Source organism: Accumulibacter sp., from assembly GCF_023806635.1.
Lineage (GTDB): Bacteria > Pseudomonadota > Gammaproteobacteria > Burkholderiales > Rhodocyclaceae > Accumulibacter.
On sequence record NZ_JAMTDQ010000024.1, the window covers coordinates 14,498 to 32,407 of the forward strand.

Consider the following 17,910-nt stretch of genomic DNA (forward strand, 5'->3'; position numbering starts at 1 on the left):
CGGATGAAAAGGCGCTCTCGCATTAAATATACTGTCCCCGCATTAACACAATTACATATACTGTCCCCGTTTCTAGTCCCCGTTTCTACGTGGATTTCAATAGTGATACTGCCCCTGCAAGAACTCCACGCGATCGGCTTTCACCAAGTAGACACAGCGATGCTCTTGGGTCATGCGCCGCGACCATACGTCACCGCCCAGGTACTTCAGAGGCTCTGGCTTGCCGATCCCGTCAAATGGGTCCCTCAACACCGCCTCTACCAGTTCAAGGAGACGTCTGGCTGTACGACGATCAGTCTCGACCCATTAGCGCAGGTCCTCGATAAACTCCGGCTGGAACACCGCAAGCCGGGCGACCTTAGCCATCAAACCCCAGTTCCTGCTTCAGGGTATTCACAGGCGTCGGCTGCACCTCGCCCCCCCCGAGCGCGTGCCAGGGCAGAGAGCATTCGCTCTGCGTTCTTGGGGGAACGCAGAAGGTGAGCGGTTTCTGTAAGACTCTCCAGTTCGTCCGCAGCAATAATGGCCACTGCCCCGCCGGAACGGCGACGCACCACCACAATCTCGCGATCATCCACGGCCCGATCCATCAGCGCTTTCAACTGATCACGGGCCTGGCTATATGTTGTCTCGATGGTCATAGCCAACTCCAGATAACTTGTACAGAATCATTGTACATAAAGCCCTGTTGCATCCTGCACCTTTTCACCTCGGAATACGCTGACGGAATGTGGTGACTCATTCGGTGACAGTATACTCAATGCATGCGCCCCGGCCGTGGGCAATCGGCGTGGCAGCATCCCGGGCCTTGACTTCGTGCCTTCGCAACCCGGATCTCTCGTATGGCCGACGCGTTCCCGCGCGATCCGGCCGGCGAACGCCGGACGCTGGCGATCGGGACAACGCAACGCCGGCGCAGCCGCTGCGGTCGGGGCGTGCTACACCCTCCCCGGCTGCCAACCGTGCCAACGACTTCGCCGACCGGCAGCGCGCGACCACACCGGCTCGTGCCCTGTGCCTCGCGCCCCTTGAACCGAAGCGTCGACCGCTGTGGCCGGAACGATTGGAGCGCGAGCGGGACGCTCTGCCTGCCCGGCGAGGTTTGGCTGCGGGCAAGGAACACCACCTGACCCCGGCGCGTGCAACGGGGAGGCCAGACGGTCGCACGGGCTGCGGCGGATCAACGGGGTCTGCACGCCTGAGATCAAGACCATGCTCGGCAGCGACAAACCGGAACGCGAGCCATCCGATGGCGTGGCATTCGAGCCCGCGGTTGCGGGCGAGGGCCGGGTCGAAGAAGCTGCGCTCGATCCGATCTCGAATGCCGCCGTCCTGGCAGACGAGGCCGACCACCGGCAGTGACGTCGGATGAACCCCGAAACACGGCGCCGACGCAGACAGGTCGGCTCCTCAGCTTGCGGGCGCTCGGCTCCCGTATCCTATCGGGGATCGCCCGCCTGCAATTAAGTATCCTGTCCCCACAAAAGCGGAGACGCTGTTGCTCTCCCTGACGAAGCCGACGCCGAAAACCGGCGGCAAGCGGTCCTCCTGCTTACAGCGGCCGGAACGTCTTGCGTGCCCTTCTCGCCAAAGCCAGCAGTCGCGTCCACTGGAGGATCCACTTCTGTCGCCCCATGACCAGGCACGACCATCTGCCATCCGAGAGACAGCCATGCCCGGCTGTCGTGCGGACTGCGTAGCACCAGAGAGCGTTTGGCTTACTGCCGCCGTTTTCGCCACGCGGATCGGTAAAAAGTGACAAACTGATGATCCCGTTGATAAAATGTCAGCATGTATCGTCACAGAATGGTCTCCGAACGGTTGCAACGGCTGGTGGAAGCCTTTCCAGTGGTCGTTCTCAGTGGTGCCCGCCAAGTTGGCAAGACCACCTTGCTCCGCCACCTTTTCCCCAAACTCGACTACGTGGTGTTCGACGCCAGCCTGGACGTCGAAAATGCGCGGCGGGAGCCCGATCTTTTTCTGCGCAACCATCCCGCACCGGTCATCCTGGATGAAATCCAGTATGCGCCCGAGGTAGTGGCAGCCATCAAGCGTCACGTCGACCGTGACCCCCATCGTGTGGGCCAATATCTGGTGACCGGATCGCAACAGTGGCAGGTTCTGCGTTCCGTTTCGGAAAGCCTGGCCGGACGTGCAGCCTTCCTGGACCTCTATGGTTTTTCCCTGCAGGAAATCGCCAATTCAGATACCGGCTGGCTAAGCCGCTGGCTCGAAGCGCCGGATGCCTTCTGCGACTGGAGCCGCCACGCTGCACTTCACGAAACCAATCTGCCGTTATGGCTCTGGCGGGGAAGCCTGCCCCGCGCAACCGAAATCGACGAAGACCTGATACCGGACTTCTGGGCCGGCTACCACCGCACTTACGTCGAGCGAGATGCCAGGCTGGCCGGTGGCATCGAAGACTGGCAGGACTTTGGCCGCTTCGTTCGTCTGATGGGCGCGCTGACCGCCCAGGAAATCAACTACAGCCAGTTGGGCCGGGAAATCGGGATGACCCCACAAACCGCCCGGCGTTGGTTGGGCATCATGGAAGGCACGTATCAGTGGTTTTCCCTCCCGGCCTTCTCGGGAAACCCCGCCAAGCGAGTCTCCTTACGCCCCAAAGGACACCTCGCTGACACCGGCCTGGCCTGCCACCATGCGCAAATCTCCTCTCCCCGGGCCTTGACCGCCCACCCCCTGTTCGGCGCCTTGTTCGAAACGGCCATGGTCAGTGAACTGATCAAACAAGCTTCCCGGCTACCCACCCGCCCAACATTTCACCACTGGCGCGCCGCCGGCGGGGCCGAGGTCGACATCCTCCTGGAACGTGACGGCATGCTCTATCCCATTGAGATCAAGCTCACCGCCAACCCAAACCGGCGCATGGCAAAAGGTATCGAAGCCTTCCAGGCCGCACATGCCCATTTGAACTGTGGCCCAGGCGCACTCCTCTGCCCCGTGGAACAAACGCGCTGGGTCAGTGAAAACGTCTTGGCAATACCGTGGAACCTGATTTGATGAATTCGATGAATTCGGTGACAGGATGAATTCGGTGACATGAATTCGGTGACAGTATACTCAATGGCAAGCTCGGACAGCTCACACCTCGCCGCCCTCATCCCCCCAGCGCCATCTTTCGCAACAACAACCCGCGGGGTAATTGACCACACCGCCCTCTGGCACGATGGGCTGGGGTGGATTGAAGCAACCTCAGGGCAGCGCTTGGCTGGCACGCCGCGCATTACGCTGTAGGAACCCGTTTCATCGGGCGATTTGAACTGACCGTGAGGTGACGATCCTCCCGATCACCTCAACTGCCCACAACAATCCGCCGACTGTCGGCCAGAAGCCTCCCAAGATAGATATACTGTCCCCAATTACGCTTCCCCTCGCCCGATGGCGTGATACTCGAGCCCCAGGCTGCGGACGAGGGCGGGGTCGAAAAGGTTGCGGCCGTCGAAGATCAGCGGCTGCTTGAGCAGCGCCCGCATCTGCTCGAAGTCCGGGCTCTTGAACGCTCGCCACTCGGTGACGATCAGCAGCGCATCGGCATCGCGCAGCGCGTCCGCCTGGTGGCTGGCGAAGCTTAGCCCCGGCAGGTCGCCGAACACCCGCCGCGCTTCGTCCATCGCCACCGGGTCGTACGCCCGGATCGCCGCGCCGCGGCGCAGCAGTTCGTGCACGATCACCCGGCTCGGCGCTTCGCGCATGTCGTCGGTGTTCGGCTTGAAGGCCAGGCCCCAGAGGGCAAAGCAGCGTCCCTGCAGATCCTCGCCGAAGCGGGCGACGACCTTGTCGACCAGCACCCGCTTCTGGCTATCGTTCGCCGCCTCGACCGCAGTCAGCACCCGCAGATCAACGCCCAGGTCGTGGCCGGTGCGGATCAGCGCCTTCACGTCCTTGGGAAAACACGATCCCCCGTAGCCGGTACCGGCGTAGAGAAAGTGGGTGCCGATGCGCGGGTCGCTGCCGATGCCGTGCCGCACCAGTTCGATGTCGGCGCCGACCCGCTCGGCCAGCCGCGCCAGTTCGTTCATGAAGCTGATGCGCGTCGCCAGCATGGCGTTGGCCGCGTACTTGGTGAGTTCGGCGCTGCGCGTATCCATCAGCAGCAGCTTGTCGCGGTTGCGGGAGAACGGCGCGTAGATCGCCCGCATCAGCAACCTGGCGCGCTCGTCGTCGGCGCCGATGATGATGCGGTCGGGGCGCATGAAGTCGTCGACCGCGGCGCCTTCCTTGAGAAACTCCGGGTTGCTGACGACGGCGAAGTCCACGCTCTCGCCGCGTTCGGCCAGCACTTCCTGCACTGCGGCGCGTACCCGGTCGGCGGTGCCGACCGGCACCGTGCTCTTGTCGACGATCACCTTGTAGTCGGTCATGTGCTGGCCGATGCTGCGCGCGGCGGCCAGCACGTACTGGAGATCGGCCGAACCGTCCTCGTCGGGCGGCGTGCCGACGCCGATGAACTGCAGCGTCCCGTGATGCACCGCGGCGGCGATGTCGGTGGTGAATTGCAGCCGGCCATCGGCGGCATTGCGCTTGACCATCTCTTCCAGACCCGGCTCATGGATCGGGATGCCGCCGCTGTTGAGGATCTCGATCTTGCGCTTGTCGACATCGAGACAGAGCACGTGGTTGCCCATTTCCGACGGGCAGGAGCCGGTGACCAGGCCGATCTAGCCGGTACCGATAACGGTGACTTTCATGAGATGCCAACTTTCCTTTCAACCTAGATTCCTCTGTTAAGCCTTGACCGGATTTGATGAACGCCAGATTTGGCAAGGCTTTGCGGCCGATTTTGGCAACTGCGCCACAGTTCCTTTTGGGTGTCCCAGAGACATTCGAAAAATCCAATCTTCATAGCAACTTAGCTGCCATTCCTGGCTTCAACTGAGGAATCTAGGTTCAAACCTGGTAGTAGTGGCGATACCAATCGACAAAGCGCGCGATGCCTTCAGACAGCGGCGTGCCCGGCGCGAAGTCGATCCACTGTTCGAGGGTGGCGGTGTCGGCGTAAGTGGACGCCACATCGCCCGGCTACATCGGCAGCAGGCGCTTCTCGGCCTGGCGCCCGAGCTGCTGCTCGATACAGCCGATGAAGTCCATCAAGGGGACCGGTTGATGATTGCCGATGTTGAACACCCGGTACGGCGCGTCGCTACTCGCCGGATCGGGGTTGGCCGCAGTGTAATGGGGATCGGGCGCCGGCACCCGGTCGTTCACCCGCAGCACGGCTTCGACGATGTCGTCCACGTAGGTGAAGTCGCGCTGCATGCGGCCGTGGTTGAAGACGTCGATCGGCCGACCTTCAAGGATCGCCCGGGTGAACAGGAAGGGCGCCATGTCGGGCCGGCCCCACGGTGCGTAGACGGTGAAGAAGTGCAGGCCGGTCGTCGGCAGACGATAGAGGTGGCTGTAGGTGTGCGCCATCAGCTCGTTGGCCTTCTTGGTCGCGGCGTACAGGCTGACCGGATGATCGACGTTGTCGCGTTCGGCGAAGGGCATGCGGGTGTTGCCGCCGTAGACGCTGGAACTCGAGGCGTAGACCAGATGCTGAACCGCGTGCTGGCGGCAGCCTTCGAGCACGTTCACGAAGCCGACCAGATTGCTGTCGACGTAGGCGTTGGGGTTGAGCAGCGAGTAGCGCACACCGGCCTGGGCGGCCAGGTGGATCACCCGCTCGAAACCTTCACCGGCGAACAACGCAGCCATCGCCGCCCGGTCGCCAATATCCCTCTCGATGAAGCGAAAATCGCCCTGCCCTGAGAGGCACGCCAGGCGGGCGTGCTTGAGGTGAACGTCGTAGCAATCGTTAAGGTTGTCGATGCCGACGACCGTGTCACCGCGACGAAGGAGGCTCTGCGCGGTGTGCATGCCGATGAAACCGGCGGCGCCGGTGAGGAGGATTTTCAAGCTTGCTGACTCCGATCAAACCGGTACCTTACACCGCCGTGCGGCAAAAGGAAGTGGGTCTCCCCATTTCTCAAGGAACAACCCGCACACGGGGCGGCGCATGACCTGGAGTTAAGTATACTGTCCCCGTATTCATTCCAACTTGGTAGGGAATGCGAGGCAGTATGGCAGTTGCGAGCCGCCGCCCGCGACCACCTAGAGAATGGAGTTAACGATACTGTCCTCGTGTTCCGTCCCCGTTTTTGCATGACAAAGCGCCGGATTGCCGCGCTACGCTCGGAATGACGGCAACCCCCCGGCCCGTCATTCCGAGGCGGCGGAACCAACGCGGCAATCCAGCGCGTCCCCCTTACGTAACCCAAACATCCGAGAGCGCCGCTCTACCCAAAAAAACCAACCTTCTGCTTCAACACATGCCACACGAAGATCGGCGCGGACACAAACATCCGCCGCCACAGCCTTCGAGGTTGCTGAACTAGCCTTGGCAGCCACTCCAAGCCCAGGCGTTGAAAAACCGGATGCGAACGCTTGACCCGCCCGGTATAGAAATCGAACACCGCCCCGATCGCGCCTGCAAATTTCACATTCAACCGGGCGCGATTCTCGAAAATCCACTTCTCCTGCTTCGGCGCCGTCATGCCAACCCAAAGAACATCGGCTTTGCTGGCGTTGATTGCCGCGATCATCGCGTTATTGTCCTCGGCCGAATATTCCGGCTTGAACGGCGGCGAATACGTCCCGGCAACCCGAATTTCGGGGTGATCCACTGCCATGCGTGCACGGATCGCTGCCAGCGTTTCCTCGGTTGCCCCCAAAAAGAACACGCTCATGCCACCCGCCGCAGTCATGCGCCGGTGCAAGCCAAAAAACACATCCGACCCCGTCACTCGCTCGGCGATACGCCCTCCCTGCAACCGGGAAGCCAGCACCACGCCGGCGCCATCGGGTATCAACCAATCCGCGGCGCGCAAGGCGCGAGAAAATGTTGGGTCATCCAATGCGACCGCATACGAATGCGGGTTAAGGCAGGCCAGCCAGGCGCAACGCCGAACATCCGCCCCTTGCACTGTGGAAAAAAGGCTGTCCGCGCACGCCTCAACCGAAAGCGCTTCCACCCCATAACCCAGAACAGCCTCCTTCATTACCGCCCTCCAGCGCGCGAAACGGCCATGGCCTGCTTGTAAATCGCCATCAACGCGGCGTAATTGGCATCTTCCGTATATTTCTCCTCAAACTCGCGCCGGGCGCCTAGACCCAGGTGTTGCAAGCAGCCCTCGGCCTCCCAGGCCGCACGTACTTCTTGCAGTAAAGACTCAGGCGAAGCCGCCTGAAAAACCACACCGCTCTGCCCATGCCGAACAATGCTGGCCAACGGCCCCAGGTTGGAGACCGCCGCCGGCGTACCAAAGGCAAACGCCTCGCGCACCACCATAGGAAACCCCTCGAACCACTCAGAGGGCAACACCAACAAACGCGCCCCGGCAATCTGAGTCTGGGCCTCGGCACCGCTAAGCTGACCAAAAAAGCGCACAGGCAAACCTTCGGCCATGGCCTCAAGCTGAGGGCGCAACTCACCATCGCCCGCCAAACGTAATTCTGGTGCTCCAGGCCCCCACAGTCGCCAGGCTCGCAGCAACGTGGCCACGCCCTTTTCCGCCGTCAACCGGCCGGCAAACACCACATAGTTGCCACGTTCATGCCAGGGGGCTACGGGTGGCATGCCGGGGTAGAAGTTGGGCTTTACATGCACCTTGGACAAGGGCAAACCGGCATCCGCCATCACGTTTCGCTGGAAGTCGGACAGTGCCACGAAGGCATCCACCTGGTTGCGCCAGGTTCCCATGGCGCGTCGCAGCCACACACTGAAAGCCAACGGTGCCGTGGCCACACGGCTGCCCCGGTAACAGCCATGCCGCATGGCAGGGAGGCTGCCACGAGCATCCAGGCAATCGGTGCAAACCTTGCCGGCCCGCATGGGAATGCCCGCCGGACAAAACAGGCGATAGTTATGCAGCGTCAACACCCGCGCGGCACGGTCGCCAATCGCATGAAAAATACCCGGTGAAATCAACGGAAAGGTGTTGTGTACATGCACCACATCCGGCTTTAGCCGCTCCACTTCTCGCCGAACCGCCCACGTCATCCACGGGTTCCACGGCGTGGACAATCCACCGCGCACCGCGCCCCAAGCACCCTGCCCGCGTATCTCATCGCTGTGCCGGGTGAACTCGACTACCTCATGCCCCCGCGCCCGCAGCAGGGTTCGTTCCGCTTCAAACACCTGGTTCTCGCCGGAAGGCGCGGCGGAACCGTAGAAGTTATGCACCAGCAAAACCTTCACGACACCACCTGCGCAGATTCATGCATGACCCGGCGATAAAGCTTGTCGACCACCTCAGCTTTTTTATCCCATTCGAAGTCGTGCGCGCGCTGAATGGCGCCGTGTGCCAAGCGGCTGCGCAACGCCTCATGCTCCGCCAGACGTTGCAACGCCAGCGACAGGCCGGCAATGGTTTCAGCGGGGTGGGTCACCGGCACCTTGATGCCGCATGACTCATCCACCACGCCAGCAAACCCGCAATGATCGAGGCACACGATGGGCAGCCCCATCGCCATGGCCTCGATAGTGACCGTGGATGTCAAATCGCGCAGGCTGGTAATCAGCATCGCATGCGCCTCGGCCATCACCTTCAGCGCGGCTTCGCGCTCCAGCCAGCCATAAAAATAGCAGCGATCGTTTAGGCCAAGGTCACTGGCCTGGACCTGCCATGCCGCCGTAAGGGGCCCTTTGCCCAATACATGCAATTCCCATGGTAAGTTTTTGGGTAATGCCGCCAAGGCATCCAGCCCTAAATTCAATGCCTTGCGAGGTACGTGCAACCCAGTCCAAACAATACGCAAAGGCTCATCCGGCAACCTGACACTGGGTGTCACAGACAAGCCTGCCAGCGGCAAGCCCACCTCACTCATCAAGGTGCTGACACACCCCCAATAGCGTTCCGCGCCAGTCTGGTTTTCTGGCGTGGCGGCAATAAGCCCGGCACCCGCCGCGCGCGCAGCGAAGCGAGGGCGCCGCGAAAAGTTCATTTGCCACAAGTTAAGGAAGTTGTAACCCAGGTAATACAAAGCGCCATAGGCACCTAAGCGCGGCAAGAAACGCCATGGAAACGCTCCCATGCCCCCCACCGGCCCCCAAACGAAGGGAATGCCCAGCCGCCACAGATAGCCAGGTTCGCGAAATCCGACCATGGTGAGTTGGTGTGCTACATCAAAGCCCACTTCGGCATCCAGTTCCCGCGCCCGGTCATAGGCTTGCGCATGCCAGCGCCGGTAATACCAGTAATAAGACGGTGGCCACAACTTGCGCAGCCAGCGATTGCGCTGCTTACGTAGAAAATGGAAGTGCACGTTGCTGGCGAATTCAGGGTGTTCCGCCAAGTAACGCTCGATGTCCGCGCGGAATTTCTCTTCCTCTACCAGCACCCACAAATCATGGTGCTGGGCCAGGGCTGCGACAAACCCCCAACCAACGCCCGGCTCCGACCCCTTGTACGGGCTGCACGCATAAGCCGAAACCAACACCTTCAAGCGCCTGCTCACCGCCAACTCCGCGCCAGCAACACCAACAATTCTCCATAAAGGCCGGTCTTGTCCTGGCGGCCTAACAACCAAAGCGCAAGATAAAGCTGAGGATCAGGGAGAACCCCGCTTACGGTAGCCATTTTCTTTGCCAACGTTTCACCCATATGCAAAGCCTTTGCCAGGGCTGTTTCGGCTTTGGCATTGCGTTTCATCAATAGCACCGGGGCAATGGCGTAATAGAACGCATCGCCCAAGGCAAGCCCATTCACCATGCTTGCTTCCCAATCGAATACATACAGCCCCTGATCGGTCCAGGCGCAATTCCAGGGCGCAAAATCGCCATGCGTACGGTGGCGGTGAATCACCTGAGCTGACTCCGCCAGTTTTTGAAGGCGATCATGCAAATCCCGGCACGCATGCAGCACCTCGCCTGGCATGGTTTCATCCATACATTCCGAAACATGTGCCAAATAGTCTGCCAACGGCACCGTTTCCAGCTCCACCATAGCCAGTTGCCCAAGAAACTCAGCCACGGATTCATCCAACTTACGGGCAGATATCCGCCGGCGTGGCCGGTATTCCTGATAAAGCGTTATCGCCGCATCAGACGAGACTAAATCAACCAACCGTGGCACGGAACCCGAAATGAGGGAGCCCGATAACGCCGATAGCGCCGCAGCTTCATTGTGGAGTGAAGCGCAAGCCCTCGGAGTCTCTGCCACTTTGAGGATGACGCTGGGCAGTTCGTCGCCCAGTGGCAGGACCACAGTTTTCCGGTTGTCGTCCGGTGTGCCCAGATACAGGGCGTAATCAGTAACCTGGCGGCCAACGCGTGCAGGTACTCCCGCCAGTACCGCACCGTGTTGGACAAAGCCGGGGGACTTTGTGGCGATTAGAAGAACACGGCCGCGCAGCAGATCAAGATAACCGAACCGTGCCAACGTGCGCGCAAGCATCACCCCCATCCGCGCAACCCGTCTTCCTGGCCGATGCAGGCTCAAAGCCATGACCGCATGACGAGCGGAGGTAAGTGGCACAACAACACGCGGATTGCCGGCCGGCAACAGCCCGTATTCGCGAATCGATACAAACTGCGTTGGCAAACTAGCGCGGAACTTGGTGACTTGTCTATGGTTTCCCCAAGCACAAAGCCAATTCAGCCCTGCGAGGTCTCCGGGTGCTGGCATTGCATAGTCGACCAGTGCTATCAGCCCGCAGGTGGGGGTAGACATGGTTGGCGAATCTGGGGCCTGACCTTCGGCGCTTCGCCACCAGGCGGTATCCGCGTCGCTGAGGCCGCTAAAGGAAAGCGGCCCGTCCGCCCGGAAAGGCAGCAGCCAGCGCCAAGCGAATAGATAGTCGCGGGAATTCCGATGGATCGTCATCGTTCAGCGACTGCGCGGCGATTTTGTTGGCCACGGAAGCGGATCGTTCTTGCAGGCGCGCCGCCAACAACCGCTAGTGGAGGGACATCCTTGGTTACCACGCTGCCGGCGCCGATCACGGCGCCATGACCGATCGTGATTCCCGGCATGATGATCGCGCGGGTGCCAATCCACACGTCATTGCCGATTATGACGGGGCGAATTGGCAGAGCGCCCTGTTGATTGATCGGTATCTCCAGACTATCGAATGCGTGAGAGCTGGTCATCACCACAACATCCGGCCCCATCAACACGTCGTCACCAATCGCGACGTCATTTCCGATTCGGCAGTTATGACCGAGTTGCGACCGGCTTCCTATCCGCAAGCCGATGCCCGCACCAATCTGCGCATTGTGTTTGACCACAACTGACTGTCCAACGGATTCGGCAATGCGCTTGAGCAGCACCCGACGAAGCAGGTAGCCGAGTTTCCATCCGGGCATTGGTTAAGTCGGAAACCACCGGGCGAATCCGTAATAAACCAATAGACAGAGCATTTTCATTTTTTCTACGCCTGTTACTTGAAGCGGTTTGCGCGCAGCGCTCAGTTGCGCGAGGGGCGTGAACAACAGCCCGCCAGTTCCATCAGTACTTCATCTCGGGTCTGCTCTATCGGACCGTCGGTAGATACCAGAAGCGCCCGCGCATTCGCCGCTGCAAATGTCTTGATTGCCCTGACCTGACGCGCTACTTCGGCGAGGGGCAGTTCGTTTTTCCGGTTGGCCAGTGTTTGCGGATCGCCATGCAAACAGAAGACTCGATCGGGCAACGGGGCCAGCTTGGTGACCAGCGAGATTAGCGCGATCGGTAGATTGATGCGAAATCGCCAGGGATCGAGGATCATGTCATATGCGTACCGGTCAAAGATCACGACGGTCGGCAGCTTGGCGATCCGCGGGCGAATCTTCAACCAATAGCCGAGCGAGTAATCCAGCATCAAATACAGCAGGCGCAAGCTTGAGCCAAGCCGGCCGGAGGGCTTGGCGCCGTGCGGATCCGTGGTCGCGCCGACAGTGGCGGCGGATTTTCCCTTGAGACGTGCAAGTGGGGGCAACAGTCCTGGTTTCAGATGCTGAACATAAATCGAATTGTGCGTCGCCTGGTCAAGTACCGGTTTGATTGCGTCGATAAGAGTGGACTTGCCTGCGCCATCGACACCGAGGATGGCAATCAGTTTTCCCTGTGGTCGAAGGTATCGCCCCAATTTGGATTGAATGTTGCCGAGGCGCCCCAGAAGCAGTTCAAGCGGGTGGGAAGCAAGCCCGCTGGCACCAACCAGAGCGCCTAGCTGGCTTGCCCCGCGTTGCCGTATCGCCGACCCGGCCTCGGCCAAAGCCATCTCTTTGAACATGACCAAACTCTTGTGCCCTAGCGGTGCCAGCAAGGCCGCAATCTGATCCCAGGATTCCTCAACACCCCGGCGGGCAGCGGTGGCATAGCGCTCCGGATAGACGCGGTTATTGAGAACTTCCTTGAGGACGCCCAGGATGCCGGCAAACCCGTCGGTCAGCACCGGAATATTCCTGTACATCAGAATGGGCCACGGGGCATGTGCGGATAGCAGGGACTGCCCTTTGTAAAACAGGCCCACGTTCACATCGATACACAGTCCCCACCACGCCAACGGCGCTTCGGGAGTGGTTCCAAACGCGCAGGTCTTGAAGAATCCAGTGGATCTGCTGACGCCAATACAGACGCCATGGGCGTCGCGCACGGCCGCCTCGATTGCCGCGCTAGCGGCCTCGCCGTCGGCCGGGTGAACCATCAGGTCGAGATCGCTACCACCCGCGCTTTCGGGAAGCGGTTCGTGATTGCGCATGACGGCAAAGCGGACATTTCGGTGGGCCAGTTGCCGGAACAGCGAATGCAGCAAGACCGCTTCTGGAGACTTGTCCATGGGCTAGGCAAAAAAGCGCCGGGTAACCCGAACTGCCAGCCAGAAGCGAAGCATCACACCATAAACGAGGGTACGAAGCCATGCTGGCTCGGGAATGCCGCTGTAGCGATCCTGGACAAGTCGACGTTCCACACGTCGCCGCTCGACCTGAACCGAACTGATATTGGTGTCGTGCCAGGTGAAACTAGCCAATACCCGGGGTATATGGGCGATACGGTAGCCGGCTTTGGCGATCCGGACATACCAATCGAAATCCATCGTGACCCTGAATTCCGGTGCCAGCAACAATCCTGCATCGATCACCCGGCGGCGAACGAAGGTCGTACAACTTGGGAGGTAGCATCCGTAATAGACCAGCATTGACTTGGAGAAAAAGTACTCCCGCTTGGTCTTGATCAGTTTTCCGTCACTGCCGACGAAATCGCAATCGCCAAACACCACATCGACTTCGGGGTGCGCCGCAAAGAAACTTGCTACCGTCGCAAGAGTCGAGGGCTTGTAATACTCATCGGTATTCAGCCAGCAGAAAATATCGCCGCTGCCCATCAAGAATCCCCGATTGATGGCATCGGTTTGACCGCGGTCCGGTTCAACAATGGGGATCAGCTTCACGGTGTCGGGATTGGCCTGATAGGTCCGCAGGATATCTCCTGTTGAATCCGTCGAGCAGTTGTCGAGAACGATGTGCTCGATTTCTATGGTGCTATCGGTTTGGGCCTTGATGCTGTCGATACATTTTTGAAAGTACTTTCCCTGATTGAATGAGGGAGTAATGATCGATACCTTCACGGTGCACTCGCAGGAGATCGTGGAACCGGATTATTGATGGCGGTATTGGCGTTCCATAAGCAGAGCAAGAAGAAAATATGGATTGGCAGTACGGTGGCGGCGTCGTGTGCTTCCGTGATTCCCCGGGTCAACGCGAACATCACAATGGCGACACCGAAGGCAGCCTGAGCGTTGCTTTTTTTTGAATGGGAATAGAGTGTGATCGCGCGCTTTAGGAAAAGCACGTAGCTTCCCAGGAGAAAAGTCAACCCAATCGCACCATAGGCGAAGAGTGTCTGAAATATCTCATTATGGGCATGTACCAGTTGCACATCGGCGATTTGCGGCCCATAGTCGGCAAAGGAACGTACGCCATAGCCGAAAAACGGTTCATCAAAAATCGAGTCGATGGTTTCCAGCCATATGAAAGTTCTACCCGAGAGGCTTACTAAGGCTTCACCATCCTGTGCCTGGAAGAAATACACATCTAGATAATCAGATAAATAAAAGAAGGCGGCACCGCCAACGAGAATAACGAGCGCGAGACCGCGCAACTTCACCTTGATGCTGTTAGCGCTGATAATGAAGAAGACAAAAGATGCCAGCAGAAAGGCCAGAATGGCTGTCTTGCTCAAACTACAAAAAAGAGATATTCCAACTACAGCGGCCATGATCGATAGGTGAATCCTCTTCTTAACATTCGGTTCATGGTTTATTACATATATTGCGCACAACAAGCACAGGCCAAGTATTCCGCCGATATAGTTCGCGCCGAGAAAATCTGAATTAGCATCCCGAATATTCAGGCCGCGTGCCGCGAAGAACAATACCTGCATCGATACGGCAACACCACCCCAAAGGACTCCGAGCATGGACTGTTCGCCTATCCGCATTGGGCTTCCTAGGCGGAAAATCAGGTAGATCGCCAGGAGGTCGAATGCGGTGTTCAACCAGATCAATAGCGCGGGGAGCACATTGTCGTGGCCGCGCCAAATAAAGCTGAGGCATGCCCAGGCCCAGAACAAGATCAAGGATATCCCAGCGGCACTGATCCTGACCTGCTTGTGTCGTTTATTGAACGCATAAATACTGGCAACGACAAATACAAAGCCGGCGTCAAATCCAGGCAAGGGAATTGCCGCACTCTTGAAAAAGAAAAATACAAAGGCAAGCGTGGCAGCATTAATACCGCCGGGTTGCCCTAGCTTGGCCATTGTTCTTGGGGATGTATCCAATTGGCTATTACCTGCGGTGTGTATTGGTGCAGAGTGAAAGGAGCGATTCTGTATTGATCGCTGACTTAACTGTGTTGTCAGTCTTGAGGAACTGCGGTAATCCGGCTCGGAAGCAAGCTGCCAAATTGAAACTACTTTGTTGATTTGATGCCCACTCGATGAAGTTCTGCCAGCCCAGCCGTCCATTCAAGCCATAGGAAAGGCTAAAGCGGGCCATCACCACCCTGGTTGCCAGCAGACGCCTAACGCGGGCCATCCAGCGCAAGTGCGATTTCCCGCTGGCGTGGCCGCGTAGTCTGGCGAACTCAAGGTAGAGCTGGTCGCGGTATGTCTCGCGCAGGGTTTCGCCATGGTCGATCTGGACTGCCATCATTTCCGGAATTTTGCTCGGGGGAAAGCCGTTTTGGGCGCAACGTAGCCAGTAATTACAGTCGGCCAGTAAGCGGAACGATGGGTCGAAATGACCGATTTTCTCAAGAACCACGCGGTCGAAGAAGACCGTCGGCTGCATTAGCGTGGCGACATCCTTGTAATACTCAAAATTGAAGCTGCGAGAAAAGCTCAGCTCAGTCGAGAGCCTTTCCGGTTTGCTCTGAACGATACATCCGTCGCCGAAAACAATAGGATGTCCGGCCAAAATCGCGTCAACAGCGACTTGAACCGACCAAGGGAAATAGAGATCGTCGGTGTTGAGATAGGCCAGGATTGTGCCATTGGCCATGCGCATGCCCTTGCCTATGGCATCGTACATGCCGCTGTCTTTCTCGCTTACCCAGCGTAAATTGTACTTATCTGCATACCGCTCAAGAATCGACAGGGTATTATCCGTCGAGAGGCCATCGACAACAACGTGTTCTATATTCTGATAGGTTTGGCCCTGAATTGAGCGCAGGCAGTTTTCTATATGTTCCCCACGGTTCAATGCGGGAGTAATGATCGAAACGAGCGGATATTGTTGTTTATTCATTTCAGCGGACAATATTCACTTTTATGAAAAGACGGCGAATGTTTTGTTCGGTCGATGGTGCCAGATCCAGCGAGCTGTCTTGGTCTGCGGTTCTAAAATACTCAAGTATATTGATCACTTAGTGGTCACGATGATTTAATTGATATAGGTATGTGCGCAAAGCGATTTGCCGATTGCGGGGCCAAGGCAGTGCTCTATTTGTCTTTCCTCAGGCTCCCTAGGACCTCTGAGAAACTTGCTGAAATGGCATTGCGTGTATTTCTGTCTGCCGCTGTCAGCAGACCGGTCAGTAGAACGGCCAACGCTGCCAATGGGGCCGAGGTGACGAGGGGGGTTAGCAAGGCCGGGAGACTATAGGCAAAGAGGCGGGCGGCTGTGCCGTAGGACACGGTGCCGAAATGTGTTTTTACATGGCGGTTCAGTATGAAATAGCTGAACAGTGCAAGTATTTCACCGAGAAGGTAACCACTGGTGCCGAGAAGGGGGAGTGCAAAGACGGTGATGGCGATAACGGTGACTACGTTGGCAATATGGAAGTGATTGACTTGGGTATTGTTTCCGTTGCCATATAAGGCCGCCACATGCATGCTGAAGGTACTGTTGGTGACTACGGTTAAAGCCAGGATCGGGTAGATTGGCAGGACGCCGAGCCATTTTTCGCCCAGTAATGGCACGATCCAGGGCATCAGGGGAGCGGAGAATGTCAAGATGCCGCCTACGAACATGACTTGATACAACACGCCCTTGCTGATGGCGCGGCAGAGGCGTTCTGGATCGTCCTGCAGGTTGGCCAAAGCGCTCAGCGATACTCTCCAAATCACGGAGCGGAAAAAAGTCAGTTTCGTGACGACTTGAGTGGCCGCGCTGACTACGCCAGCAACTTCAACCCCGCCGAGACGGGAAAGGATCAGCGGGATCAGCATGTCCCGGAGATGCCAGGTACAAACAGTCAGTTGGTAGCTGAGCGACTTCTTCAGATTGATGACTAGACTCTGAACGTCGATTCGGAACTGGAGGGCAAGGGGGTGGGCTGCGTAGGTGTAGATACTCGTGATCATCGTGCTGACCATGGTTCCAGCGACAATTCCCCAGTAACTGCCACCCAGCATTACCCAGGGAATCGCAACCAAGTAGTAGGCCAGTTGGGACACGAGTTCAATTATGCTCAGCTCCCGAAAGCGCATCTCCTTTTCCAGGATGGTGCGACCGATAAGCCCGAACTGCTTAAAGATGAAACTGATTCCCACAAAGCGAATGACCGGGCCGATATCGGCATGATTGCCGAACTCGGCAATCAGGTCTGCGGAGAGAAATACGCCGGTGTAGATCAGCAATATGACGGCGATGAGGGCGGAAAAAAGGGCATTCAAGTCGCTTCGGTCGGGCAGAGCCTTGAGTCTGATGAGATAACCGTCGACGCCAAGAACGGCGATCATTCCAAGGAAGGTCCAGGTGCCTTGCGCAACCGCGACAATGCCAAATTCAGCAGGCGTCAGATAGCGGTAGAAAACAATCAGGGATAGGAACGAAAGAGCAATCCCCAAGATCTGACGCCCTACCACATAGACGCTTGAAGCAAGGATCTTTTGACGTAACCCGTCAGACATGGCTATCTGTCCCGGTGACGGACAAGATGTCGCGAATCCGCTCCGCAAGAGAAAGAATCAATAGAACAGTCACACCGTGCCGGTCGCTGTGAAGTGCTGTTGAGAGCGGATTCCTGAGGCATGCTTTAGATCGTTCTGCCGGCAAAGTCCGCATACGCTTGTGCGAGTCCATCATTCAGTCCGACGGTAGAACGAATACCCATTGCACTTAATCTGGAAACGTCCATGAGTTTGCGTGGCGTGCCGTCAGGCTTGCTCGGATCGAATTCGATGACACCGCCAAAGCCGATGACCTCGGCAACCGCTTCCGCCAGTTGGCGAATGGTGATGTCCTCGCCGGTGCCTACGGTTGTTAGTGGCTGCGAAGAAGCGCGGATATCTGGCTGCGAGCGGTTGAGGATGTGGTCGGGGGAGGAATGGTCCGTGGTCGGGACCGATTCGGGTTTCTGGGTGGCTGGTCGACCGATGGTGCGGCAGGAGGGCGCGTCGGAAGGAGCCCGAAGGGCGACTGGAG

Annotated in this window: 14 protein-coding genes and 3 pseudogenes; 2 read left to right on the forward strand and 15 right to left on the reverse strand. The window is 58.3% G+C overall.

The features are described 5' to 3' along the window. Positions 1-96: 96 nt before the first annotated feature. A pseudogene (locus NFW30_RS04415) lies at positions 97-366 on the reverse strand (Txe/YoeB family addiction module toxin). Next, positions 366-641, reverse strand: a complete 276-nt coding sequence (locus NFW30_RS04420; protein ID WP_295356560.1) for a type II toxin-antitoxin system prevent-host-death family antitoxin — start codon at positions 639-641, stop codon at positions 366-368. The pseudogene NFW30_RS04415 and the gene NFW30_RS04420 overlap by 1 nt, the downstream one beginning before the upstream one ends. A 571-nt stretch (positions 642-1,212) precedes the next feature. On the opposite strand from NFW30_RS04420, the gene NFW30_RS04425 reads away from it, so the two are divergent. After that, a complete protein-coding gene (locus tag NFW30_RS04425) occupies positions 1,213-1,362 on the forward strand; it encodes a hypothetical protein (RefSeq protein ID WP_295356556.1) in 150 nt (49 codons plus the stop codon). 429 nt (positions 1,363-1,791) lie between these two features. After that, positions 1,792-3,021 carry an ATP-binding protein gene (locus NFW30_RS04430; protein ID WP_295356553.1) on the forward strand — a complete coding sequence of 410 codons (1,230 nt, stop codon included), beginning with the start codon at positions 1,792-1,794 and terminating at the stop codon, positions 3,019-3,021. Between the two features lie 359 nt (positions 3,022-3,380). Here NFW30_RS04430 and NFW30_RS04435 read toward each other — a convergent pair whose 3' ends face one another. The 13 genes and pseudogenes from NFW30_RS04435 to NFW30_RS04495 form a co-directional block, all read right to left on the reverse strand. Then, positions 3,381-4,679: a UDP-glucose/GDP-mannose dehydrogenase family protein gene (locus NFW30_RS04435; protein ID WP_295356715.1), complete on the reverse strand. Its 1,299-nt coding sequence runs from the start codon at positions 4,677-4,679 to the stop codon at positions 3,381-3,383. 229 nt (positions 4,680-4,908) lie between these two features. Further along, positions 4,909-5,916, reverse strand: a pseudogene (locus NFW30_RS04440) (NAD-dependent epimerase). A 380-nt stretch (positions 5,917-6,296) separates the two neighbouring features. Continuing rightward, on the reverse strand, positions 6,297-7,058 hold the full coding sequence (locus tag NFW30_RS04445) for a WecB/TagA/CpsF family glycosyltransferase (protein ID WP_295356550.1): 762 nt from the start codon (positions 7,056-7,058) through the stop codon (positions 6,297-6,299). Further along, on the reverse strand, positions 7,058-8,257 hold the full coding sequence (locus NFW30_RS04450) for a glycosyltransferase family 4 protein (RefSeq protein WP_295356547.1): 1,200 nt from the start codon (positions 8,255-8,257) through the stop codon (positions 7,058-7,060). The genes NFW30_RS04445 and NFW30_RS04450 overlap by 1 nt, the downstream gene beginning before the upstream one ends. Continuing rightward, complete coding sequence (locus NFW30_RS04455) at positions 8,254-9,516, reverse strand: glycosyltransferase (protein ID WP_295356537.1); 1,263 nt, start codon at positions 9,514-9,516, stop codon at positions 8,254-8,256. The genes NFW30_RS04450 and NFW30_RS04455 overlap by 4 nt, the downstream gene beginning before the upstream one ends. Continuing rightward, a complete protein-coding gene (locus NFW30_RS04460) occupies positions 9,513-10,883 on the reverse strand; it encodes an aminoglycoside phosphotransferase family protein (protein WP_295356534.1) in 1,371 nt (456 codons plus the stop codon). Before NFW30_RS04460 ends, NFW30_RS04455 begins: the two co-directional genes overlap by 4 nt. After that, positions 10,880-11,365, reverse strand: coding sequence for a CatB-related O-acetyltransferase (locus NFW30_RS04465; RefSeq protein WP_295356531.1), 486 nt, complete (start codon positions 11,363-11,365; stop codon positions 10,880-10,882). The genes NFW30_RS04460 and NFW30_RS04465 overlap by 4 nt, the downstream gene beginning before the upstream one ends. Positions 11,366-11,466: 101 nt before the next feature. Then, positions 11,467-12,819, reverse strand: a complete 1,353-nt coding sequence (locus NFW30_RS04470; protein WP_295356530.1) for a hypothetical protein — start codon at positions 12,817-12,819, stop codon at positions 11,467-11,469. Positions 12,820-12,822: 3 nt separating this feature from the next. Then, a complete protein-coding gene (locus NFW30_RS04475) occupies positions 12,823-13,608 on the reverse strand; it encodes a glycosyltransferase family 2 protein (RefSeq protein ID WP_295356527.1) in 786 nt (261 codons plus the stop codon). Continuing rightward, complete coding sequence (locus NFW30_RS04480) at positions 13,605-14,822, reverse strand: O-antigen ligase family protein (RefSeq protein WP_295356524.1); 1,218 nt, start codon at positions 14,820-14,822, stop codon at positions 13,605-13,607. The genes NFW30_RS04475 and NFW30_RS04480 overlap by 4 nt, the downstream gene beginning before the upstream one ends. Positions 14,823-14,829: 7 nt before the next feature. Then, positions 14,830-15,789, reverse strand: coding sequence for a glycosyltransferase family 2 protein (locus NFW30_RS04485; RefSeq protein ID WP_295356520.1), 960 nt, complete (start codon positions 15,787-15,789; stop codon positions 14,830-14,832). Positions 15,790-15,983: 194 nt separating this feature from the next. Next, positions 15,984-17,396: an oligosaccharide flippase family protein gene (locus NFW30_RS04490; RefSeq protein WP_295356517.1), complete on the reverse strand. Its 1,413-nt coding sequence runs from the start codon at positions 17,394-17,396 to the stop codon at positions 15,984-15,986. Between the two features lie 125 nt (positions 17,397-17,521). Beyond that, a pseudogene (locus NFW30_RS04495) lies at positions 17,522-17,910 on the reverse strand (hypothetical protein); the annotation flags it as partial.

What these genes read in the sequence shown, in the direction of transcription:
- NFW30_RS04420 (WP_295356560.1), bottom strand. Translation starts at nt 641, where the DNA reads ATGACCATCGAGACAACATATAGCCAGGCCCGTGATCAGTTGAAAGCG.
- NFW30_RS04425 (WP_295356556.1), top strand. Translation starts at nt 1,213, where the DNA reads ATGCTCGGCAGCGACAAACCGGAACGCGAGCCATCCGATGGCGTGGCA.
- NFW30_RS04430 (WP_295356553.1), top strand. Translation starts at nt 1,792, where the DNA reads ATGTATCGTCACAGAATGGTCTCCGAACGGTTGCAACGGCTGGTGGAA.
- NFW30_RS04445 (WP_295356550.1), bottom strand. Translation starts at nt 7,058, where the DNA reads ATGAAGGAGGCTGTTCTGGGTTATGGGGTGGAAGCGCTTTCGGTTGAG.
- NFW30_RS04460 (WP_295356534.1), bottom strand. Translation starts at nt 10,883, where the DNA reads ATGACGATCCATCGGAATTCCCGCGACTATCTATTCGCTTGGCGCTGG.
- NFW30_RS04465 (WP_295356531.1), bottom strand. Translation starts at nt 11,365, where the DNA reads ATGCCCGGATGGAAACTCGGCTACCTGCTTCGTCGGGTGCTGCTCAAG.
- NFW30_RS04470 (WP_295356530.1), bottom strand. Translation starts at nt 12,819, where the DNA reads ATGGACAAGTCTCCAGAAGCGGTCTTGCTGCATTCGCTGTTCCGGCAA.
- NFW30_RS04485 (WP_295356520.1), bottom strand. Translation starts at nt 15,789, where the DNA reads ATGAATAAACAACAATATCCGCTCGTTTCGATCATTACTCCCGCATTG.
- NFW30_RS04490 (WP_295356517.1), bottom strand. Translation starts at nt 17,396, where the DNA reads ATGTCTGACGGGTTACGTCAAAAGATCCTTGCTTCAAGCGTCTATGTG.